The 20,927-nt window shown below is 64.6% G+C and carries 19 protein-coding genes; 4 read left to right on the top strand and 15 right to left on the bottom strand.

Features of this window, described 5'->3' with window-relative positions; all coding sequences use genetic code 11:
- The first annotated feature begins 29 nt into the window (after nucleotides 1-29).
- Nucleotides 30-737 carry a Clp protease N-terminal domain-containing protein gene (locus AC51GT_RS13205; RefSeq protein ID WP_496329045.1) on the top strand — a complete coding sequence of 236 codons (708 nt, stop codon included), beginning with the start codon at nucleotides 30-32 and terminating at the stop codon, nucleotides 735-737.
- A 74-nt stretch (nucleotides 738-811) separates the two neighbouring features.
- Here the strand turns inward: AC51GT_RS13205 and AC51GT_RS13200 are convergent, their stop codons facing one another.
- Complete coding sequence (locus tag AC51GT_RS13200) at nucleotides 812-1,681, bottom strand: 1,4-dihydroxy-2-naphthoate polyprenyltransferase (RefSeq protein WP_496329044.1); 870 nt, start codon at nucleotides 1,679-1,681, stop codon at nucleotides 812-814.
- A gap of 153 nt (nucleotides 1,682-1,834) precedes the next feature.
- On the opposite strand from AC51GT_RS13200, the gene AC51GT_RS13195 reads away from it, so the two are divergent.
- Nucleotides 1,835-5,086, top strand: a complete 3,252-nt coding sequence (locus AC51GT_RS13195) for an AfsR/SARP family transcriptional regulator (protein WP_496329043.1) — start codon at nucleotides 1,835-1,837, stop codon at nucleotides 5,084-5,086.
- Nucleotide 5,087: 1 nt separating this feature from the next.
- Here AC51GT_RS13195 and AC51GT_RS13190 read toward each other — a convergent pair whose 3' ends face one another.
- Together AC51GT_RS13190 and AC51GT_RS13185 are read right to left on the bottom strand one after the other, a co-directional pair.
- Nucleotides 5,088-5,909, bottom strand: coding sequence for an ABC transporter permease (locus AC51GT_RS13190; RefSeq protein ID WP_496329042.1), 822 nt, complete (start codon nucleotides 5,907-5,909; stop codon nucleotides 5,088-5,090).
- Entirely contained in the window at nucleotides 5,906-6,895 is a 990-nt protein-coding gene (locus AC51GT_RS13185) for an ATP-binding cassette domain-containing protein (protein ID WP_496323029.1), read from the bottom strand. The genes AC51GT_RS13190 and AC51GT_RS13185 overlap by 4 nt, the downstream gene beginning before the upstream one ends.
- A 105-nt stretch (nucleotides 6,896-7,000) precedes the next feature.
- Here AC51GT_RS13185 and AC51GT_RS13180 point away from each other — a divergent pair, with 105 nt between their 5' ends.
- A complete protein-coding gene (locus AC51GT_RS13180) occupies nucleotides 7,001-7,294 on the top strand; it encodes a hypothetical protein (RefSeq protein ID WP_496329041.1) in 294 nt (97 codons plus the stop codon).
- A 131-nt stretch (nucleotides 7,295-7,425) separates the two neighbouring features.
- On the opposite strand, the gene AC51GT_RS13175 is transcribed toward AC51GT_RS13180, so the two are convergent.
- The 9 genes from AC51GT_RS13175 to AC51GT_RS13135 form a co-directional block, all read right to left on the bottom strand.
- Nucleotides 7,426-7,686, bottom strand: coding sequence for a response regulator transcription factor (locus AC51GT_RS13175; protein WP_496323030.1), 261 nt, complete (start codon nucleotides 7,684-7,686; stop codon nucleotides 7,426-7,428).
- Nucleotides 7,687-7,812: 126 nt separating this feature from the next.
- Complete coding sequence (locus tag AC51GT_RS13170; RefSeq protein WP_496323031.1) at nucleotides 7,813-8,901, bottom strand: DUF8320 family protein; 1,089 nt, start codon at nucleotides 8,899-8,901, stop codon at nucleotides 7,813-7,815.
- Nucleotides 8,886-10,091 carry an ATP-binding protein gene (locus AC51GT_RS13165; protein ID WP_496323032.1) on the bottom strand — a complete coding sequence of 402 codons (1,206 nt, stop codon included), beginning with the start codon at nucleotides 10,089-10,091 and terminating at the stop codon, nucleotides 8,886-8,888. Before AC51GT_RS13165 ends, AC51GT_RS13170 begins: the two co-directional genes overlap by 16 nt.
- On the bottom strand, nucleotides 10,088-10,756 hold the full coding sequence (locus tag AC51GT_RS13160) for a response regulator transcription factor (RefSeq protein ID WP_496323033.1): 669 nt from the start codon (nucleotides 10,754-10,756) through the stop codon (nucleotides 10,088-10,090). The genes AC51GT_RS13165 and AC51GT_RS13160 overlap by 4 nt, the downstream gene beginning before the upstream one ends.
- Before the next feature lie 180 nt (nucleotides 10,757-10,936).
- Nucleotides 10,937-11,245 carry a hypothetical protein gene (locus AC51GT_RS13155; RefSeq protein WP_496329040.1) on the bottom strand — a complete coding sequence of 103 codons (309 nt, stop codon included), beginning with the start codon at nucleotides 11,243-11,245 and terminating at the stop codon, nucleotides 10,937-10,939.
- A gap of 126 nt (nucleotides 11,246-11,371) precedes the next feature.
- On the bottom strand, nucleotides 11,372-12,523 hold the full coding sequence (menE, locus tag AC51GT_RS13150) for an o-succinylbenzoate--CoA ligase (protein WP_496329039.1): 1,152 nt from the start codon (nucleotides 12,521-12,523) through the stop codon (nucleotides 11,372-11,374).
- Nucleotides 12,516-12,866, bottom strand: coding sequence for a DUF3349 domain-containing protein (locus AC51GT_RS13145; RefSeq protein ID WP_496329038.1), 351 nt, complete (start codon nucleotides 12,864-12,866; stop codon nucleotides 12,516-12,518). The genes menE and AC51GT_RS13145 overlap by 8 nt, the downstream gene beginning before the upstream one ends.
- A 101-nt stretch (nucleotides 12,867-12,967) precedes the next feature.
- Complete coding sequence (locus AC51GT_RS13140) at nucleotides 12,968-13,249, bottom strand: hypothetical protein (RefSeq protein WP_496329037.1); 282 nt, start codon at nucleotides 13,247-13,249, stop codon at nucleotides 12,968-12,970.
- Between the two features lie 5 nt (nucleotides 13,250-13,254).
- Nucleotides 13,255-14,580: an inorganic phosphate transporter gene (locus AC51GT_RS13135; protein WP_496323038.1), complete on the bottom strand. Its 1,326-nt coding sequence runs from the start codon at nucleotides 14,578-14,580 to the stop codon at nucleotides 13,255-13,257.
- A gap of 213 nt (nucleotides 14,581-14,793) precedes the next feature.
- Between AC51GT_RS13135 and AC51GT_RS13130 the strand changes: the two genes are divergently transcribed.
- Nucleotides 14,794-15,846: an LLM class F420-dependent oxidoreductase gene (locus AC51GT_RS13130; RefSeq protein WP_496323039.1), complete on the top strand. Its 1,053-nt coding sequence runs from the start codon at nucleotides 14,794-14,796 to the stop codon at nucleotides 15,844-15,846.
- Nucleotides 15,847-15,921: 75 nt separating this feature from the next.
- Here the strand turns inward: AC51GT_RS13130 and AC51GT_RS13125 are convergent, their stop codons facing one another.
- The 3 genes from AC51GT_RS13125 to AC51GT_RS13115 form a co-directional block, all read right to left on the bottom strand.
- Nucleotides 15,922-16,851, bottom strand: coding sequence for a hypothetical protein (locus AC51GT_RS13125; protein ID WP_496329036.1), 930 nt, complete (start codon nucleotides 16,849-16,851; stop codon nucleotides 15,922-15,924).
- Nucleotides 16,852-17,009: 158 nt separating this feature from the next.
- A complete protein-coding gene (locus AC51GT_RS13120) occupies nucleotides 17,010-18,884 on the bottom strand; it encodes an ABC transporter ATP-binding protein (protein WP_496329035.1) in 1,875 nt (624 codons plus the stop codon).
- Nucleotides 18,881-20,626: an ABC transporter ATP-binding protein gene (locus AC51GT_RS13115; RefSeq protein WP_496329034.1), complete on the bottom strand. Its 1,746-nt coding sequence runs from the start codon at nucleotides 20,624-20,626 to the stop codon at nucleotides 18,881-18,883. The genes AC51GT_RS13120 and AC51GT_RS13115 overlap by 4 nt, the downstream gene beginning before the upstream one ends.
- Between the last annotated feature and the right edge of the window lie 301 nt (nucleotides 20,627-20,927).

Raw genomic sequence — 20,927 nt, 5'->3', positions numbered from 1 at the left:
TGTTTCACCAGTTCACTCGCGAAAACAGGATGACCCTGGGTTTCGCATATCAGGAGGCCGCCGACCTCGGACATCCCACACTCGGCAACGACCACCTCATTCTCGGCATGCTCTGCAACGCCCGGAGTTCGGTGTTCAACATTCTCGGTGAGCAGGGTTTGACCCTGGCTCAGGCCCGTGAAGTGGTGCGTGAGTACCACGAGGCCAACAAGTCCGATGCCGACAAAGACCACGTCGATGAAGACCGGAACGCCCTTGCGGCCATCGGAATTGATCTCGACAAGGTTCGCGCAGCGGTCAAATCCCAATTCGGCGACGACATCACCGAGAACTGGGGTAAACGCCGCGGTGGCCGTCGGGGCGGCCCGCATGGGGGTCCACACGGACGCGGCGGTCCGCACGGACCTCACGGCCGTTTTCGGCCAGGGCCCTGGGAGCGTCCCGAAGGGGACGACACACCCCCGTGGGACCGCGAAGAAGGCGACGGCGGACCGTGGGAAGGCGGCCGAGGTCGTCGTGGACCCCGCGGTGGCATGCGTCGGCCCCGGTTCTCCCTCGACGCCAAGGCCGCGATCACGCGCGCGGGCATCACCGCCCGTGATGCCGGCCGCGAGTTGTTGCCCGAGGACGTCCTGCTCGGCATCCTGGACACCGGTGATGCTGCCTCGAAGGCACTCATCGAATCGGTGACAACCCCGGAAGCCCTGCGCGAGGCCGTGCTACAGGCCACCAGCTAGCCGATAGTGTGCCCTTCTGGCGAACAAAAGCCCAGGTGGGCGCCGCCAAAAGGGCACATCATCGGGGGGCGGGATCAGGCGACGAGCAGGCCGACGGCCGTGCCGATCGACCAGAGGAGCATGGCCAGGCCGGTCAGGCCGAGCGCTGGAATCAGCGCCGGTCCACCGGCACCGGCCCGAACCGGCGCATTGGCCTTGTAGGCCAGCGGAGCCGCGATCAAACCGAGCAACGCCCACGGCGTCGCCGCGATCAACGCGAGGGTGACCAGCGTCGGAACGGCCACGAGTGCCGTGTGCAGCATCCGGGTCCGCTTGTCGCCCAACCGAACCGGCAGCGTCACCTTGCCGGACTCGGTGTCGGTGGGGATGTCGCGGAGGTTGTTGGCCACCAAGACCCCACTGGAGTAGCAGCCCACGGCGACTGCGGCCAGCACTCCCACCCAGTCGATTTCCTCGGCCTGGACGAACTGCGTGCCCAGCACGGCGACGAGACCGAAGAAGACGAAAACGGAGACCTCACCGAAACCGCTGTAGCCGTATGGGTTTCGGCCACCGGTGTAGTACCAGGCGGCGGCGATGCAGGCCAGGCCCACCAGGATCAGCCACCACGCGCTCGACAATGCGAGCACCAACCCGGCGATCCCGGCGACAGCAAAAGCCACCATCGCCGCGGTCTTCACCGACTTCGGGGTGGCCACCTTGGAGCCGACCAGACGCATGGGTCCGACCCGTACGTCGTCGGTACCGCGGATGCCGTCGGAGTAGTCGTTGGCGAAGTTGACGCCGATGATCAGCGCCACCGAGACCACCAGGGCCAGCGCTGCCTTCCACCACACGATGTCGCCGGCCCAGCCGGCCGCGCCAGTTCCGGCGATTACCGGGGCGATCGCGTTCGGGTAGGTACGGGGCCGAGATCCTTCGAACCATTGCGCTGCGGAAGCCATGTGAGCATCCTTCCGTACCGAGCCATACCTGTTGTCCGGCCCCCGCACTATGCTCCATCCGGCCACATGCCATCTCTACCGAACAGTTGAGCTCGGCACCGCGCTAGTCTGTAGCGAGTCCCACTGACCTGCAGTTATGCATCGAATCCGCCCATGATTTGCGAGGAAAACGTGCCACCTCCCGCAGTAGTGCCGATCATCGGACTGCTCGGACCGGTTTCGATCGCGGACGAGAACGGGCAAATGCGACCGGTTCCCGGGATCCGGGCACGTCGGCTGCTGGCCGTCCTGGCCGTGATGCCGGGCAGCCACCGGTCGCAGTCGGCGCTCATCGACGGTGTCTGGGGCGACAACCTCCCGCGGTCGCCGCAATCCGCGCTACACACGCAGATCTCACGCCTGCGGCCACTGCTCCCCGAGGGCGCCATCGAAGCCGGCCCGGCCGGATATCGACTGACTCTGGCGCCCGAGGACGTCGATGTCTTCCTGGTCGGCTCCTTGCTCGCCGACGGTTCGGCCGATGCGTTACGAGCGGCTGCCGCGCTGTGGCGCGGTGATCCTGGCGATGATCTCGGCGACGACGACCTCGCCCGATCGGTTCGCCAGGCCGCCGACCGTGTCCGCATCGAACTCGAGGAGCGCCGGGCGCAAAATGCGCTGGCCGACGACGACTTCGAGACCGCCAGGGCCTTGGCCCAGCGCCGATGCGACGCCGATCCGCTCGACGAGTCGGCGCACGCGGTCCTGATGCGTGCGCTGTCCGGGTTGGGGCGTGCAGCCGAGGCCCTGGCCGTGTTCGCGCGCCTGCGCCGGACGTTGTCCACCGAACTCGGAACGGATCCCGGGCCCGAGATCATCGCTCTCCATGAACAATTGCTGCATCCGGCCGTGGCTTCACCCGCGCGCAGAGCCGGACGTGCGACGTCGGTCGGATTGTTGGCGGAACCCAATGAGTTGTTGGGCCGCGCCGGGGACGTAGCGCACATTCTCGCGCTGCTCCACCGGTCCCGAGTGGTGACGATCCAGGGGCCGGGAGGATCCGGGAAGACACGTACCGCCAACCGCATCGGACACCTGGTCGCCGCCGATGGCGTCCGGGTTTTCTTGGTGGAACTGGCCTCCGTACGCAGTGAGGACGACGTGCTGGCCGCGGTGGCGGCAACGCTTGGGGTCGGTGAATCTGACACCGGTCCCGGTGGTCGGCCCCGGGTCGCCTATACGAACCTGCGGACCAGGCTGGCCGACGCGCTGACCGCGCAGTCCCTGGTCATCTTCGACAACTGCGAGCACCTGGTTGATGCCTGTGCCCGGATGGCAGCCGATCTCGTCGGCATGTCCGAGAATGTGCGGATACTGACCACCAGCCGTTCGCCGCTGCGGGTAGGCGCCGAGGTGATCCATCAACTTCCACCACTTTCCATCGACGAGTACGGTTCGGCGGCCACGGATCTGTTCGCCGCTCGGGCCCACGCGATCCGGCCCGACGTGAGCATCGACGTCGCGGAGGTCGCCGAACTCTGCCGGGCGCTGGATGGATTGCCGCTGGCGATCGAGTTGGCCGCGGCGCGGGTCCGGACGATGAGTGTTCGTGAGATCTTGCAGCGTCTGTCGCACCGATTCGACCTGCTGAGTACCGGCGACCGGTCGTCGCCTGCCCGGCATCGGACCCTGCATGCGGTCATCGAATGGAGCTGGGAGTTGCTCGACGAGCCGGCGCGGATCGCGTTGCGCCGGTTGTGCCGATTTCCCGGCGGGTTCTCGCGCCCCGCCGCCGGCGCAGTGGTCGGGGTCACCGGCTTCGAACTCGATGATGTTCTCGACGCGCTTGTGGATCAGTCGCTCCTGAACGTTGTCGAGAACGACGGTGTACGGTACCGGATGCTCGAGACGGTTCGCGAGTTCGGTGAGGAGCAGCTGGCCGTCGCTGATGAAGGGATGCAGGTCAATTCGGCGATAGCGGCATGGGCTCGCAGGTTTGCCGACGACACCCATGCGCCCTTCGAGGATGGGCGCCAACCGGAGGTGGTGGCCGCGGTCTCTGCAGAGGTCGACAACCTCGTCTGGGTCCTGCGCCGTTGCATGGAGGCCGATGTGGCTGTGCGGCCGGAGGATTGGGAACGAACACTTGTCAGCTGTTTCCCGGTCATCGCGGGATTCTGGGCCATCCGCGGGCTCCACGGCGAGGTGATGGCCTGGTCTCCCCGGGTGATCAAGGAATTGCCGCACCTGGATCGAGCCGCGGTCGACGCGATGGGTGAGGCGGAACGTGAGCGCAGGCAGGCGACATATCTGATTGCCGGTGGTCATTTGTTGATGTCCCGCCGGTTGCGTCCACTGGCAGTTGCCAAGTGGCAACTCCGGTTCCTGTACCGCGGTGATCGCGCCGACGATCGTCCGATGGATTTTGTGTCATCGCTGGTGCTGTCGCACAGCGGATTCGGCACACTGCGCCGACTGGTGGCCGGTGCGCGACGTCCGGCTCCGCAGGTGCGGATGATCGCGACCATGTTGTGCGTCAATGCCCGTGAGAACAAGGCCGATCGTCTCGGGGCACTGCGGATGGCGCGGGCGAATCTGGTGGTGGCGCAGGCCCGGCGGGACCACTGGATCACGGCGATGACGTTGGCCGAGATCGGTGGCCTGCATGGTCAGGCGGCAGAGTTCGAGTCGGCCATCGAGAGCTATCGCCGGGCAATCGAGTTGCTCGATATGATCGGTTCGGAGCACGATGGCCGTCAGACTCGTGGGCATGTCGTGGCCGCGCTGATCGGTGCGAAACGATTTGATGAGGCGCGCGCGGAGTTCGCGCAGTTCGCCGAGGGTTGGGTGCCCGCGGATCCGGACCCACGCGTCCACCCTGAGATCGCTGCCGGGATCATGTTGGCGGCAGCGGAATTGGAGTGGTCCGAAGGCCGGGGCGAGGCCGCTGCAGAGTTGTTCGAGCGGTCGGTGCGTGGACTGCTGGAGAATCATCCACTGGCGGAGCAGGATCCGTTTGTCGCGATGGTGATCAGCGTCAGTGTCTGTGGGATGACACTGGCGGGCAGAGCAGCGAAGACCGAACAGTACCTACCGAATCTGGCCAACGTGGCAAAGTACATGTTCGGTCCTGTTGGATTCGGTGACATTCCGCAACTCGGTTCGGTGGCGATGGCCTTCGGGACCTCGGTCTGCGGACGGTCGTTCGGCTCGCTCGAAGGTGCCCGACTGCTGCACCTGGCGAAGAGGGTCGGGTGCCGGCTGGACTACCCGGCGCTGGTCGCTGTGATGGACCGGCGGCAAGAGTTGGCCGGTCTCGGTGATGCGCAGTGGCGGGAACTGGGCGCAGAAATCGACAAGATGTCCCGCAGGCAGGCCGTGCAGGACATCTTGTCGATCACCGAAAGGTACGTTGCCGTCGCCTGATTCAGGCGTTGCGCATGTACGACTTCACGGTGAGCGGCGCCATGATCACGATGATGATCGCGGCCCCGATGAGAGACCAGAGCACGTGGATACCGACATGACCGTTGTTGGTCAACTCGCGTACGGCCGTGACCAGATGTGAGATCGGGTTGACCTTGACGAAGGCCTGCATCCAGCCCGGCATGGTGTCGGGTTGTACGAAGGCGTTGGACATGAAAGTCAGCGGGAACAGAATGAGCATCGAAACACCCTGCACTGCAGATGCTTTCTTCATTACCGTACCCATGAAGGCGAAAATCCACGACACGGCGAAGCTGCAGACGATCACCAGGAGCGTCGCGCCGATCACCCCGAACGCGTCGGGCCGCCAGCCCATGGCGATACCGACGACGAAGGTGATCACCGTGGCGATCAGGTACCGGACCACGTCGGCGAGCAGCGCGCCTGCCAACGGACTGATCCGGGCGATGGGTAACGAACGGAAGCGATCGAAAACGCCCTTGTCCATGTCTTCGCGGAGTTGGGTGCCGGTGACGATGCTGGTGACGATCACCGTTTGGACGAGGATGCCGGGGATGATGATCGGCAGGTAGTCGGCGACGCTTCCGGCCAAGGCTCCACCGAAGATGTAGGTGAACATCAGGGTGAAGATGATCGGTTGCAGGACAACGTCGAACAGTTGCTCGGGGTTGTGGCGGATCTTGAGCAGTCCGCGGTAGCCCATGGTGAACGACTGGGCGATCGTGTCGCGGAGCCCGATGCTGGTGGCGGTTTCTGGTCCGGATCGATCAGTGGTGGTGGGCTTTTCGATGATGGTGGTCATGCTGCGTCCTCCTGCGAGGTGGTATCGGATTCGGCGGGTTTGCCGGTGATGGTGAGGAAGACCTCGTCGAGGCTCGGCTTCTGGACGTTCATGCCCTCGACGACGATGCCCTGTTCACGCAGTGCGATGAGGATGTCGGGCAACAGATCTGGGTGGACCAGCGGGGCAGTGATCCTTCCGGCCTCGGGGCTGAGCGTGGCGTGTTCGGAAAGAATCCGCTCGATGGTCGCCAACGCGGCCGGTGCCAGGGACTTGTCGGCGGGCGTGAGTTGCAAGGTGGTCGAGCCGATGGAGTTCTTCAATTCGTCGGCGGTCCCGTCGGCGATGACCCGGCCGTGATCGATGACGGCAATGCGATCGGCGAGTTGGTCTGCCTCGTCGAGGTATTGAGTTGTCAGCAGGACGGTGCTGCCGCCGGCCACGAGTCGCCGGATGGTGTCCCACATCTGGGCTCGGGTCCGCGGATCGAGTCCGGTGGTCGGTTCGTCGAGGAACAGCAGCGGGGGAGTGGCGATCAGGCTGGCGGCAAGATCGAGTCGTCGCCGCATACCGCCGGAGAACTCCTTGAGTGGCCGCTTGGCGGCCATGGTGAGGCCGAACTCCTCGAGCAGATCACTCGCTCGCTGCCGCGAGGCTCGTCGACTCTTGCCCAGCAGCCGACTGAAGACGATGAGGTTCTCGGTGGCCGAGAGGTCTTCGTCGACGGAGGCGTACTGGCCGGTGACACCGACCAGCGACCGCACCGCGACCGAATCGTCGACGACGTCGTATCCGAAGATCTTGGCCTGCCCGGCGTCCGGGCGCAGGAGGGTGGCGAGCATGCGGACGGCGGTGGTCTTGCCGGCCCCGTTGGGGCCGAGGACGCCGTAGACCGTCCCGGTGGGAACCACCAGGTCGACGCCATCGACGGCTTTGGTGGAGCCGAAGTGTTTGACCAGTCCGCGGGCCTCGATGGCCGGCGCACCGGAGTGCAGGGGTGTGTTCATGCAACAGACAGTGCACCGACGTCCTGTCGTCTCACTGACACCGGCTGTCGTCGGCTGTCACCTCGTCTGACACCTCAGTGGGTGGAGGGTGTTTGCGCCGGTGCGATGACCGATCACCTGCACGAGTCGGATGTTCTGCCGGGTGATGTGGTCATGGTCGATGGGCATCGGGTGACCAGCCTGGCGCGGACCGTGGCCGACGTCGCGCGGGAAGGTGACTTTCTCGAGGCGTTGGCGGTACTCGACTCTGGCCTGCGGAGCGGGTTGTTGACGCGTGCCGATGTAGAGGCGATGGTCAGCGGTTCCATGGGTTTGTCGGGGGTGCGACGCTGCGCGATGCGGTGCAGTCGGCCGATGGATTGGCGGGAAATCCGGGAGAATCACTCAGCCGCGGACTGATGCTCGATTGCGCGCGTTGGGTGTTCACGTCATGCGCTGGACGTGGGCCGACCTGATGAATCCACGCCGGTTTCGGGCCCTGCTGAACAGAGGTCTGCGGTTGGGTGGGGGAGGGCGCGCACCCCCCCAACTCACAGTTCGTTCAGGTGGACGTGTCCGTCTTGCAAGGCGCGTGCGATCAGGGCTGCCTTGGTGGTGGCCGGGCGTCCGATGGCGGCGTATTTCAGCCGGATCCGGTTGATGTGGGTGCTCACGGTCGCGGGTGTGATGTACAGGGTCGCGGCAACTTCGGATTTGGTGTCCCGCATGGCCCATTCACGCAGAATTTCGATTTCGCGAGCTGTGAGTTTGGGCGCGGGTAGGGGCTCAGAAGTGTTCGACGGCAGCGACATGTTCGGGGGTACTCCTCGGATACCGGATGGGGCTATCCGGCGGATAACCCTAACCAGTGCGCCGGTGGCGTCGGTAGTCGCCAAAGGGTGTGCCACCCGTTCAGGGGTCATCCTTGGCGGAGCTAACTACATTGTCTGTGGCTGACCCGGGAGGTGAGGCGCCCGAGTGTCTTTCGCCAGGTTGCCCATGCCGTCGATGTCGATCCGGTGGGTTCCGGTCTCGTCGTGTTGATAGATGGTCGCGACGTTACTGCGGCCCGGCGGCATCACCCGGACCCGGACCTCGCCCTCGTCGGCGCTCTGCAGTGCCGCGATGACTTCGCGTCGGACGACCGATTTGATCGGTTCGGGGATATCGACCAGCCCGCCGTCGTCGATCAGCATCACCTCGACACCCCGGGCGCGGGCCGCGCGGGTCGCCGCTGACATTTCCGGGCTGACCAGTGCCGGTGCGCGGAGCTGGTCGCGCAGATTGGCTTCGAGTAACTCGCATGACTGGCGCTCGGCATCGGACAACGGAACCCCGGTCGCAATGCGAGCGAGAGTCGGTTGTGCGAGTTCGCCGAGTTCAGTGAGTCGGGCGTGCCGCTCCTCGAGGGCGGCGGCGACGGCGGACGCATCGGCCACCCGTTGGAAGCCGGCAGCCCGCAGCGAAAGCACCGATGCGGTGGTCGTCCGAAGCGCGTGGGCGATCAATGTGACGGCCAGGAGTGCTCCCGCGTTGAACACCGGTATCTGTGCGCCCGCCCAGATGCCCTGGTCGGTCGCGGTGGACCACCCGGCATGCACGACGACCGAGACCGCGACGCTGGCCCAGGCGAGGAAATACCGTCCACGGATACACATGAAGACGTAGATGAGGGTCGCGTACCCCGACACCCACACCTGATTGCCGATGGCCAGCGGTACCGGGACGACGAACAAAAGGATGGCGGCGGCCAGTGGGGGAGCCAGGGCGATCGCGATGGCGGGGCCGAGCGGCAGTGGATCGTGCGGCACGGTGATCAGGGCGATCGTGGCCGCGGCGATGATCCCGGTGACCAGCAGAACCGGCCAGCGGGGCGAAACTCCGGCCAGACTCTGGGCTGCCCCGAACAGCATCGCAACCACCACCAGGCCGACCATCGCGCAGGTCACCGGGGTACGAAGGCCCAAGATGTCGCGGACGTCCACGGGGTCGACGTAGCGCACCGGATCGGTCATGTTCTGTCCCATCGCATCCGCACCATGGTGCCCTGGCCTGGGGCGGAAATCACCTCGGCGCTCCCGCCGGTCAGTCCCTCCACGCGCGCGTGGATGCTCCCGGACACGCCGAGCCGATCGGGGCGGATGCTGTTCGGATCGAATCCGACACCGTTGTCGACCACCTCCACGCACAGCTCGCCGTCGGTCACGATGATGTTCAGCGCTCGCGTCGCCTCGGCACCTGCGTGTTGGATACTGTTGCGCGCCGCCTCGGCCGCCGCTTCGGCAACGGTGCCGACCACCGGTCCGGGAATCAGCTCATCGCGGGCCCGCCATGAGATATCCGTGTGCACAGCGATGGTTCCATCGACCTCGGTGACGGCGAAGATGATCTTTCGAACCGCGTCGTCGACCTCGAGCGGACGAACGTCGGCCTCACCGATGGCTTTGAGGACCTCCAGTTTGGACAGCGTGCTCGTCGCCTGTGCCACGAGTTCATCGGACATCGGATGCCTTGCGGCGCTCAGCAAAGTCGCCATCACGCGGTCGTGGGTCAACGCATCGAAACGGGCGCGCTCGTCGGCTCGGGCGACGGCGGCCGCGACGTCTGCCACGGCCTGGGCCGACTGGGCCCGGGTGGCGTCGAGTACGCGCCCGGATCGAAGCGCGGCCACCGCGATCGCGTAGGGAATCGCGCACAGGCAGACGCTCCAGGCGATGTCGGTGGGTACGTTCGCGGCGTATACGGGTATGCGGACGGCGTCGTTGACGAATTGCACCGACACCAGCACGAAGATCAGATAGGGCAGCGACCACCGAACGCGCCAGACCACGGCGGCGGTGACCGCGGCGAATCCGTTGAACTGGGTGAACCACATGCCGTAGTTGGCGTCGATGAGTTCGCCGTTCCACACCAGTGGCCAGGTCGCGACGGCAAGCCCGTAGCCGATGACCAGGGCTCGTCCCGACCACCGCACCCAGGCGACGTCCCCGCGACGGAAGGAGGCTGCGAACATCACCACGGCGGTGCCGTGGACGGCCAGGACGACTGCGATCGTCCACCAGAGCGGGACCACCTCGAGGGTGTCGACGATGGTGCCGAGGAATGCGAAGAAGCTGAATATGTACGCGACTCCGAGATAGCGACTGAACTGGCGAAAGATGTTGTCCGCGGAGCTGCCGGAGTCAGATGTGCTCAGCGATGAACCGAATTGATTCAACGACGGAACAATCTCGGGATGGGTAGCCACCCGTCCTCGAGAGCCCGCTTGTACAGATCGGTTTTGGTCGGGGCGGGCCGACCGGCGTCGGCGTATTTACGCCGGATCCTGGAGAGATAGGCGTTGACGGTCTCGATCGACAGGCCCGTGATGGATGCCACGCGCGCCGCCGGCTCCCCGGAGGCATACAGCTCCAGCACTTCACGTTGACGCGGGCTCAGGTCGACGGTGGCCAGGTCGGGGTCGGCGTCGATGGCTGCCGCCCAATCCATGGTTGCCACCGTATGTCCCTGGGCAGCAAGCCGGATGGCCTCCACGAGTTCTTCGTTGCGGGCGGATTTGCGCATCACGCCGGCAACCCCGGCGGCGATCGCCGACCGGACCAGATCGGGATAGTCGGCGGTGGTGAACACCAGGACGTTGATGTTGTGGGCGTGCAATTGTTCGGCGTTGGACTGCGGGCTGGAACCGTCTTCGAGACGCAGGTCGAGTACAACGACATCTAGATCGGTGGATACGTCGAGCAATTCACTGACGGTGGCCGCACCTGCGGCAAACGTCATTCCATCCGCTTCTTCGATGATTGTTTGCAGACCCTTGAGCTGCGACTCGAAATCCTCGACGACACCTACCCGGTAGCTGCGTCCTGAATCGCTGATGCTCACCTGTCCCCCCGGTCATCGCCGGGCCCCGCACACGAAGGTCTCGGGTAGGGGAGCCCGCGTTCATTTCCAGCCCCGGCACAAGAAATTTCCTGCACGGCTTCGGCTGCCGCGCGGCCGAAATTCCGGGTTGTGGACTAACTTTACCCATCGCAACCTGGAATGAAACATCGACCGACGTGCTCATGAATGTTTGAGGAACCGGCAAATTGGATTCTTTCGCCGATTGGTCTTGGCGATTTGCTTTCGCATAACAGTCGCTTGCTTGCCGCTGATGGCAATACGAATCAATCCGCAGCCGCCGTCGAATGGTTCGAGGGCTTCACCGATGACGGCCGAATTGTTATCTGGACCATCGACTTTCATCGCGTGGCCGAATGTGGTGGTGGACGGGATCAGTAGATCTCCGGGGATGATCGGACCGCCGCTGTCGTCGACCTTGCAGTACGCCGTCGGCGGGGCGACCGCTCTTCGGGTCAGGATGGAAGTCATGTCGACGGCCTTTCGGATCTGACGAGTGCCTGATTCACAGTTTGCTCTGTGAGGCTCGTGTGGGTCTCGGGTAGTCGACTACCCGATATCCCGGGATTCCATACCCGCAGACTCCGGTGGCGAGCGCTATCGGCGCAGGAGCACGCGCAGCGCGGCGCGATCGACCTTGCCCGGACCCCGCCTCGGCAACTCGTCGACGAGGTATACCTCGCGCGGTACGGCCGTGCGATCGAGTTGTTGGGCGGCAACGGCTTTGACCGATTCCGCGCTGAGTTGAGCACCCCGTGCCGGTACCACCGCCGCGACCACTTTCTCGCCGAGACGGTCATCCGGCAATCCGAGTACAGCGCACTCGCTGATCGTCGGATCCGACAGCAACACGGCCTCGACCACCTGCGGCACGATGGTCAGACCGCCCGTGGTGATCGCCTCGTCGGCCCGGCCGATGATGGTGAGCACACCGTTCTCGTCGACCTGCCCCAGATCGTCGGTCCGGAACCATCCGTCCTCGGCGAAAGCCGGATGATCGGGTAGTCCGCGGTAGCCCGAGGCGACCATCGGGCCGCCCAGGACGACACGGCCCGGCGGTGTGCCGTCGATGCGGATCTCGACCCCGCGCAGGGGTCTGCCGTCGTAGACGCAGCCGCCGCAGGTCTCGCTCATGCCGTATGTCCGGACGATGGGTATCCCGGCGTCGACTGCCCTGCGACGCAACGGTGCCGGGGTTGCCGCACCACCGACGAGTACCGCATCGACCTCGCTGAGCGCGGTGGTCGCGGCGGGATGCTCCAGGACTTTGAGCAACTGGGTCGGCACCAGCGAGGTGTAACGCCGCGTGGACGTCATCGAGGCGATCGCATCGACCAGGGCGGCGGCGTCGAATCCGGCAGACACATCCATGGTGATCGGGACGTGGCCGGCCCGGATGGACCGCAGGAGCACCTGCAGTCCGGCGATGTGGTGCGGTGGCAGCGCCAGCAACCAGCCGCCGGGACCACCGAGATACTCGTGGGTGGCGTCGATGGATGCGATCAGCGAGGTCGCCGAATGCAGTGCCCCTTTGGGCGTGCCGGTCGTCCCGGAGGTGGCGACCACCAGCGCGACATCGGGGTCGATGGGCTCCCCGGCACCCAACGCGGCGCACAGTCGGGCGGTCTCGATCGGGTCGGCGGCCGGGACCGGTAGGTAGCTGGCCGATCCCGCCAGCAGATCGGTCAATGCGCCGGTATCGGGTGTCGCCGACAACGGCAGTGGCTGCAGGACCCGCAGGTCACTCACCGGTTTCGGATCTACCGGCGGTATCGGTCAGCGGGTGGGGATCGAACGGCCAGCCCTTGGATTCGAGGTGCTTGCGGATCCGTTCCATGTCGGCTTCGAGGGGCAGTTCCGCGGTGATCTTGGTGATGAGGACCCCGGCGTCGATCGAGGTGATGGGCGCGGGCCGGTTATCGGGGATCTGCCCGCTGCTGATCAGCTGCCGGGAGACCGACGTGACCTCTTCTTCGGACAGCTGTCTGCGAAGTAGAGCGAACAGGGGCACGTAGTCACTGGACGGGACACCATTGGGATAGCCCTCTCGGAGCCAACTGACCACTCTGGTGAGAAATTGCGGCCGATCCATATTCGCCTCCTTCGCAACTCGAGGCGTTCCCCGGCAGCCTCTTCCAGACTGCCCGGGCTCACCCGATTTTACTGATCCAGCTCATCTACGTTCGTTTCTGATCAGCCCTCGACAGACGGAAACAGGTCGATGCCGAAGTAATAGTCGATCGTTCCGCGCGTGATCCACAGGATGCCGACCAGGATGACAGCTGCGATGATCGCGAACAGCACGTAGGCGATACCTTTGAACAGCAGATTCGGTCCGGTCACCGTTCCGTCGGCCTGCACGTCCCCGGATCCGGCCGCGTAGAGGCGGATGCCGATCGCGTAGATGGCGGGCAAACCGGCGCCGAGGATGAGGCCGACAACCAGAACGCGCAGGATCGATTCGAAGGTTCCCATCGGGCTCAGACCCCTTCCTTGTGGCTGAACGGTCTGGGAGATGCGGCGGCGTGTGCGTCGTCGATGATCGCGACCGGGATGTTCGCCTGCATGGCAGCGGTGATGGCCGCGTCGTCGGATTCCTTGGTGGCGAGTTCGGCCGGGATGACGCTGCCGGTGGTCTCGTCCCAATCGGCGTTGACGTTGTTGCTGTCGACCTTCTGCTGCTGTGCGCGCCAGTACATGTAGCCGCACGCGGCGACGAGGATCGCGAAGATGACGATCGCGCCGGCCGCGCCGCCGGTCAGGTTGGCGATCGCGAACGACACCGCACCCATCAGCCCGGCTGCGGGGAGCGTGAAGATCCAGGCCGTGGCCATCCGGCCGGCCACCGACCAGCGAACCGAGGCGCCCTTCTTGCCGATGCCGGAGCCGAGGATCGATCCGGTGGCGACCTGCGTGGTCGACAGCGCCATGCCGGCGGCACTCGACGTCAGGATGATGGCCGCCGACGATGCCTCGGCCGCCATGCCCTGCGGGGATTCGATCTCGACCAGACCCTTGCCCAGGGTGCGGATGATGCGCCAGCCGCCGAGGTAGGTGCCCAGCGCGATGGCGGCGGCACAGCTGAAGACGATCCAGAACGGCAGCCCGTGCTCCACGCTCGAGGCGTCGAGGTGTCCACCGGCGATCATCGCCATGGCGATCACGCCCATGGTCTTCTGAGCATCGCCGGTGCCGTGGGCGAGCGCGACCAGCGATGCGGTCGCAACCTGGCCGACCCGGAATCCCTGGGCCTTCTTGCTGTCGGCGATCGTCTTGGTGAGTTTGTAGATGAGGTACGTGCCGCTGGCGGCCACGATGCACGCGATGACCGGTGCCATCAGGCCGGGGATGAGGATCTTCTTGGTCAGACCTTCCCAGTTGACGCCCGACGAGCCGAGCGCGGCGATGCCGGCGCCGATCAATCCGCCGAACAGTGCGTGGGATGAGCTGGAGGGAAGTCCGAAGAGCCAGGTGAAGACGTTCCACAGGATGCCGCCGACGAGGCCGGCGAAGATGATGAGCATTGCCTTCTGGGCGTCGAGACCGCCGATCAGGTTGCCGGCATCGTCACCGCTGGTCTGCTGGATCTTCAGCACATCCTTGGTGATCGTGGCAGCGACCTCGACCGAGAGGAAGGCGCCGACCAGGTTCAGGATGGCGGCGATCGTCACCGCTGTCTTGGGCTTGAGTGCGCCAGTTGCGATGGACGTTGCCATCGCGTTCCCTGTGTCATGAAAGCCGTTGGTGAAGTCGAACCCAAGTGCAGTGATGACGAGCAGCACGAGGATCAACATTTCTGCGCTCATGCTGAATATTCTGCGGTCGACGTGGCGGAATCGCCTAAACGGTCACCGATCTGAAACACAGCCTGACCAGCGGTTAGCTTTGCTCCGCAAATATGTTCATTCATTGTTCACCTTTGTGCCGCTCCCCGGACGGGCTGAAGCGGGTTCAGGGTGATGTGACACACTTTTCGAAACCTGTCTCGTAGATCTGCGCGGCTCTTTGGGAGGACATATATGAAGATCGGTATGGGCATCAACTACTCGGGGGATTTTGCCGAGACGATCAACAATCTTGTCGACTTCGAAAAGGTTGGCCTCGACCGGATCACGGTTCCGGAAGCGTACAGCTTCGACGCCGTCAGTCAGCTCGGTTTCATCGCAGCCAAGACGACGACTTTGGAACTGGCAACCGGCATCTTGCCGATGTACACGCGCACACCGACGAACCTCGCAATGACCGCAGCCGGCCTCGACTACATCTCCAACGGTCGCTTCGTGATGGGCATCGGCGCGTCCGGGCCGCAGGTGATCGAGGGTTTTCATGGCGTGAAGTACGACGCCCCGGTCGGTCGCGCGCGGGAGACCGCCGAGATCTGCCGGATGGTCTGGCGCCGGGAACGGACCGAGTACAACGGCAAGTACTACAAGCTGCCGTTCTCGAAGGAAGACGGCGGGACCGGACTCGGCAAGCCGCTCAAGATCATCAACCATCCGATCCGCGAGCGGATCCCGATGCTGCTCGCCGCCATCGGCCCCAAGAACGTCGAACTCGCCGCCGAGATGTTCGAGGAATGGCAGCCCATCTTCCTGCATCCCGAGCACCTGACCACCGTTTTTGGTGAATCGCTCGCGAAGGGCAACGCCAAGCGCGACCCGTCACTCGGCAAGCTGGGGGTCTCGGCCACCGTCACGGCACTGATCACCGACGACAAAGATGAGCAGAAGAACGCTCTCGAAATGGTCAAGCACCACTCGGCGCTGTACATCGGCGGCATGGGTGCGCGCGGCAAGAACTTCTACAACGACCTGGCAGTGCGCTACGGCTACGCCGACGCCGCCAAGAAGGTCCAAGACCTCTATCTCGACGGCAAGAAGGCCGAAGCGGCCGCGGCGATCCCGGACGAGCTGGCGTCCGGCATGTCGCTGATCGGACCGGCGAGTTACGTCAAAGAGCGTCTGGCCGCGTTCGACGAGGCGGGCCTGAGCATGCTGCTCGTCGGTTCACCCGCCCCGACTCACGAGGCCCGTGTCGACCAGATCCGGCAGCTCAAGGAATTCACCAGCTGATCTGATCTCCGCTCAGTTTTCTCACGCTCGCGAGGTCTGCAGGCCTCGCGAGCGTGAGAACGGTGAGCGAGAAGGTCAACGTAGTCCTGCGCGGACCAACGCTTGGCGAAGAATCGCCGGCAGGGTGCCGTTGACGAGATCGGCCCATACCCATCGGACCACCTCTATCCCCATCCGGCGGAGGCCATCTTCTCGGATCTTCTCGGCGATGACCACGTCGGTGGCGGTCTGACCGGGCTTCATCGATCCACCACCGTATTTCATCAGGCCGTCGAACTCGCCGACGAGCCGTCCGCCCCAGTCGAAGTCGGTGCGGGCGACGAATCTGCCGTCCGCGGAGTAGAAACGGTGCTGCAGGCGGGGCTCGGAAATGTCGAGGCACGCAAGCATCTGGGCGCGACTCCACGACTCGCCGACGCTCTCCGACAAGGGATTCGCACAGGCGAGAGCGCGCCGGGCGCTTCCGACACCGCGTTTACCGCGTCGGCCGTCGATCAAGGTGGTGAGCCGCTCGCGGTCGGCGTCGAGCCGCAGTGCGCCGTCGAATGCGGCCAGACCCTGCGCGAACGTTCCCGCCTGCGCGGTATCGACAGCAGTACGTTCGATTGTGGTAACCGCCAGGCCATCGATCTCGGTGAGGTCGCCAGGCAGTAATAGTCCCGAATGCACGTGCCGTCGGGTTTCGATACGTCCTCCGCCGTCGCGCCCGTTTGTCAGATGCACTCTGTCGTAAGACGGTTGCAGCGTCGGCAGGCGATGTAGAAGGGCGGCGGATTGGTGCGAAACAGGCATGGCCTCGCCGCAACTGCGGACCGCGGCGACGATACGCAGGCGTGCCAGCCCGTCCGGCGTGAATCGGTGAGTGGCAGATACGTACACACCCGGCCAGATGCGGAGCAGTTGTCCGCTGTGTACTGCGCGCTTGATCTCCTGGTCGCTATGCCCCTGCGCTGTTGCCGTCGAGCGCCAGATCAGGCCATCGTTGTCCTCGGTGAAGTCCCCCATGCGATGACCATGGGGGATCTGCCTCGACGGAGCCGGCTAGGTGAGCCCGGTTCCGCTCGACCTGTGGATGAGTCCGGAAATTGGGGACGACTGCAGCCGCTCATTGTTCTCACTCACGCTCGCTCTGCAGGCCGAGCGAGCGTGAGAAGAGCGCGCGGCTACTCGAACTGGGATTTGTACATGATGGCGTAGCGGCCGCCGTGCTTCAGGAGTTCGGTGTGGGTTCCCTGTTCGGTGACCACGCCGGCCTCCACGACGGCGATGCTGTCGGCTTCACGGATCGTTGAGAGTCGATGTGCGACAACGATTGTGGTCGTGCGGTCCTGCAGGGTCTCCAACGCGCGCGCGATGAGGAGTTCGGTGCGGGAGTCGACCGCGCTGGTCGCCTCGTCGAGCACCAGGATTCTCGGCTCGGCGATCATGGCGCGGGCAATGGTGATGAGTTGGAGTTGCCCCTCGCTCAGGGCGGTCCCGCCATCGCCGATGATCGTGTCGTACCCGTCGGCGAGGGTGTCGATGAACTGCGCGACGTGGCTGTCCCGGGCGGCCTGTTCGATGGCGGCGCGGGTGGCGTCCGGGCGGCCGAACGCGATGTTGTCGGCGATGGTCCCGGTGAACACCCAGCGGTCCTGCGTGACGATGGCGGACTGGCTGCGGACGAACGACCGCTGTGCTTGCTCGAGCGGCCGACCATCGAGTTGCACCGATCCGGATGACGGATCGTAGAGCCGCAGAACAAGATTGGTCAGGGTCGTCTTTCCTGCGCCGGTCGGTCCCACGATCGCAACCGTGGAACCGCTGTCGATGTGGAGTGAGAGGTCATTGATGACGTCGACCGTCCGGTTCTCGTCGTCCGACGCCTGGCGATACCCGAACCGCACCTTGTCGAAATCTATTGCCGGCGGCTCGGTATGGCGGCCGATGTGTTCTGGCGTCACCTCGTCGATCGCCGGCGCATCCTCGGTGGGTTCTTCGAGCAGCGACCGAATGCGGCCCAGTGACACCAAACCCGACTGGAGTTGGCTCATCATCGCGGTCAGGTCGTTGAGCGGCTGACTGAACATGCGCGAGAACGAGACGAAGGCCTGAACCTGTCCGACATTGAGCGAGCCGGCAAGGACCTGGAACGCTCCGACCACCGCGACGGTGAGATAACTGAGCGTTGTGATCGCCTGCAGCACAGGCAGGATCGATCCTGAATAGGACTGCGCGCTTCGCGACGAACGCGCCAGTCCGGCGGTGATCTCCTCGAAGTCGTCACGTGCCCGTTCCTGCGCGCCGTAGACCCGCAGGGTGTGGAGCTGCGCGTAGCTCTCGTCGATGTGCGTGGTGAGATTCGTGGTGGCCTCCCACTGGTCCTGGAAGTGGGGTCTGGCCCGCTTCGCGATCAGCACACCGAACGTGACGATGAGCGGAATAGACGCCAGCACAACCAAACTCAGCTGCCAGGAGATGATCGGCATCACCACCAGCAACGCGACCATGGTCAGCACCGCCCCCGGCAACTTCACGAACAGCGGACTGAACACCGATGAGACGTTGTCGATGTCGGCGGTGACCCTGGTCAACATCTGTCCGCGGGCGGCGGTGTCGAAGTAGGCGACCGGCAGTCGGTGGATGTGCTGCTCGATGTCGGCCCGCATCCGGTTCATCGCCCGCTGGGTGATGCTGTTGACCATCGATGCCTGGACCCAATTGCCCAGGGAGCCGAGCGCATACACGACGACGAGCGCCGCGAGCAGCTTCCACACGGTGTCGAAGTCGATGCCCACGCCCGGCACCGCGTCGGCACCCCGGACGACGTCGGCGTATTCGTCTCGGCCCTCGGAACGCAGCCGGGCGACGGCTTCGTCGGTGGTCAGGCCCCCGGGAAGGGTCATACCGATGGAGCCGGAGAAGATCTGATTGATGATGCCTGCCAGGATCAGCGGCGCCGCGACGAGTGTGACGACATTGGTGAACGCGACCAGTCCCACGATGACCAGCTTCTGCCGCTCGTGGGCGAGCCTGGCCAACAACCACTTCAGGTTCATCGCAGTGCGGCCTGTGAGTCGAGGATCTCGCGGTACACCGAACTGGAGACGGCCAGTTCGTCGTGGGTACCCAGGGCATCGATACGGCCGTCGGCCAGGACGACGATCGTGTCCGCGCCGCGCGCCGACGACACGCGTTGCGCGGTCAGGATGATGACCGCGTCGGCAAGTTCTTGGCGCAGGCGATGTTTCACGATGCTCTCGATCTCGGGGTCCAGGGCAGAGAAGGGGTCGTCGAGCAAGAGCAGCCGCGGTTTGGCGACGATGGCCTGTGCGAGCGCCAGACGCTGGCGCTGGCCCCCGGAGAAGTTCTTGCCGCCGTGCTGCACCCGCTGGTCGAGGCCGTCTTCGTGCGAGAACACGAAGTCGGTGGCGCAGGCGACCTGCAGCGCCGACCGGAGGTCGTCGTCGCTCGCCGTCGGATTACCCAGACGCAGATTCGATTCGAGAGTTCCCGAGAGCAGGGCCGGCACCTGCGAGACGTAGGAGATGTCTTCATAGAGTTCGGATCGATGACGCTCGCGCACGTCGATACCATCGATCAGGACCTGCCCGGCGGTGACGTCGTTGAAGCGTGGGATGAGTCCGAGCAGTGTGCTCTTGCCGTCTCCGGTTCCACCCAGTACCGCGGTGAGGGTGCCCGGTCGGCAGTCGAGGTTGATGTCATGCAGGACCGGGTGCTGTGCCCCGGGGTAGCGGAAACCGACGCCTGAGAGTTTCACGTGGCCCGTCCGTGAGTCCGGGGTACGGCCGGCAGCCGGGTCCTGCACCGAAGGCTCGGTGCTGAGCACTTCATGGATTCGGCGAGCACTCACCTTCGCCTTGGGCAGCAGGGCAACCATGGCCGCGCCGATGGAGAGCCCGATGACGATCTGCGTGAGGTATCCGACGAATGCCACGATTCCGCCGACCTGCATCGAATTGTTGTCGACCAGGACGGCTCCGACGCCGATCACCGCGACGGCGCCGATGTTGGCGATGAAGATGATGCTGGGCAACAGCAGGGCCTGCAGCGAGCCGATACTCCACGCGGTCTTGGTGAGGTCGGTGTTGGCCGTCGCGAAGCGGGAGGTCTCGAGGTCTTCGCGGCCGAACGAGCGGATGACCCGGATGCCGGTGAGTTGTTCGCGGAGCACCCGTCCGACCCGGTCGACCGACTTCTGCAACTTCTCGTAGTGCGGGACGAGCTTGCCGACGATGACGACCACGATCACCGTGAGCGCGGCGGCGACGAGCACCACCAGAGGTGCCAGCCGGTAGTTCTCACCCAGGGCCATCACGGCGCCGCCGATGACCAGGACCGGTGCCGTGGCGAGGATGGTCATCACGACGAAGATCATCAGTTGCAGCTGGTTGATGTCGTTGGTGCTGCGGGTGATGAGGGACGGGATACCGAACCGGTGTAAGTCGGTGTCGGCGAAGCTCTGCACCCGCGCGTAGGTCTGGTTGCGGAGGTCGCGACCGACGGATGTCGAGATGTATGACCCGAGGATTGTCGCCAACACGGATACGACGAGGCTGACGACGGCCAGGGCAAGCATCATCGCGCCGATGGTTCGGATCGCGTCCATATCTGCCCGGCCGATACCGTCGTCGATGAGGCGGCCGTTGAGATTGGGCATCAACAGTGTTGTCACTGCAGCGGTGACCTGCAGGAAAAACAATAGAAGAAGTGGACCGCGGAGGGCGCGGGCATGTGGCCGCAATACCGTGGTCAGAACTCTGTCAGAATTTTTTGTCATACGCACCCACGCGTCCCCGGGGCCCGTCAGGGCGCCACCGGGGACGCGACAGGAAACTATGCGCTTGAACTAGCTCGCGCTACCGGAAAGGCCCTGGATGATGCCTCCGATCAGCGCGATGAATGCAAGCAAACCTGTTTCTGACGAGCTCATTGAGAGTTCCCTTCGACGTTGTTCTACATAGCCCATTTCATTTGGTAATGAGCCTGTGTAACAATGCCATCCCCGCAGCAGTTTGTCACCTTCCGTCAGAAAGGTTACAAAGGCGCCGGGCGGGCGTCGGAGAACTCGATTTGGTATA

It is taken from the genome of Williamsia sp. z34 (assembly GCF_059553395.1).
Note: the sequence above shows the minus strand (reverse complement) of the source record. Positions and strands in the feature narration are given on the sequence as shown.

What these genes read in the sequence shown, in the direction of transcription:
- AC51GT_RS13115 (WP_496329034.1), bottom strand. Translation starts at nt 20,626, where the DNA reads ATGACAAAAAATTCTGACAGAGTTCTGACCACGGTATTGCGGCCACAT.
- AC51GT_RS13185 (WP_496323029.1), bottom strand. Translation starts at nt 6,895, where the DNA reads ATGAACACACCCCTGCACTCCGGTGCGCCGGCCATCGAGGCCCGCGGA.
- AC51GT_RS13120 (WP_496329035.1), bottom strand. Translation starts at nt 18,884, where the DNA reads ATGAACCTGAAGTGGTTGTTGGCCAGGCTCGCCCACGAGCGGCAGAAG.
- AC51GT_RS13135 (WP_496323038.1), bottom strand. Translation starts at nt 14,580, where the DNA reads ATGAGCGCAGAAATGTTGATCCTCGTGCTGCTCGTCATCACTGCACTT.
- AC51GT_RS13155 (WP_496329040.1), bottom strand. Translation starts at nt 11,245, where the DNA reads ATGACTTCCATCCTGACCCGAAGAGCGGTCGCCCCGCCGACGGCGTAC.
- AC51GT_RS13200 (WP_496329044.1), bottom strand. Translation starts at nt 1,681, where the DNA reads ATGGCTTCCGCAGCGCAATGGTTCGAAGGATCTCGGCCCCGTACCTAC.
- AC51GT_RS13190 (WP_496329042.1), bottom strand. Translation starts at nt 5,909, where the DNA reads ATGACCACCATCATCGAAAAGCCCACCACCACTGATCGATCCGGACCA.
- AC51GT_RS13170 (WP_496323031.1), bottom strand. Translation starts at nt 8,901, where the DNA reads ATGGGACAGAACATGACCGATCCGGTGCGCTACGTCGACCCCGTGGAC.
- AC51GT_RS13140 (WP_496329037.1), bottom strand. Translation starts at nt 13,249, where the DNA reads ATGGGAACCTTCGAATCGATCCTGCGCGTTCTGGTTGTCGGCCTCATC.
- AC51GT_RS13145 (WP_496329038.1), bottom strand. Translation starts at nt 12,866, where the DNA reads ATGGATCGGCCGCAATTTCTCACCAGAGTGGTCAGTTGGCTCCGAGAG.
- AC51GT_RS13125 (WP_496329036.1), bottom strand. Translation starts at nt 16,851, where the DNA reads ATGGGGGACTTCACCGAGGACAACGATGGCCTGATCTGGCGCTCGACG.
- AC51GT_RS13205 (WP_496329045.1), top strand. Translation starts at nt 30, where the DNA reads ATGACCCTGGGTTTCGCATATCAGGAGGCCGCCGACCTCGGACATCCC.
- AC51GT_RS13195 (WP_496329043.1), top strand. Translation starts at nt 1,835, where the DNA reads ATGATTTGCGAGGAAAACGTGCCACCTCCCGCAGTAGTGCCGATCATC.
- AC51GT_RS13180 (WP_496329041.1), top strand. Translation starts at nt 7,001, where the DNA reads ATGACCGATCACCTGCACGAGTCGGATGTTCTGCCGGGTGATGTGGTC.
- AC51GT_RS13130 (WP_496323039.1), top strand. Translation starts at nt 14,794, where the DNA reads ATGAAGATCGGTATGGGCATCAACTACTCGGGGGATTTTGCCGAGACG.
- AC51GT_RS13175 (WP_496323030.1), bottom strand. Translation starts at nt 7,686, where the DNA reads ATGTCGCTGCCGTCGAACACTTCTGAGCCCCTACCCGCGCCCAAACTC.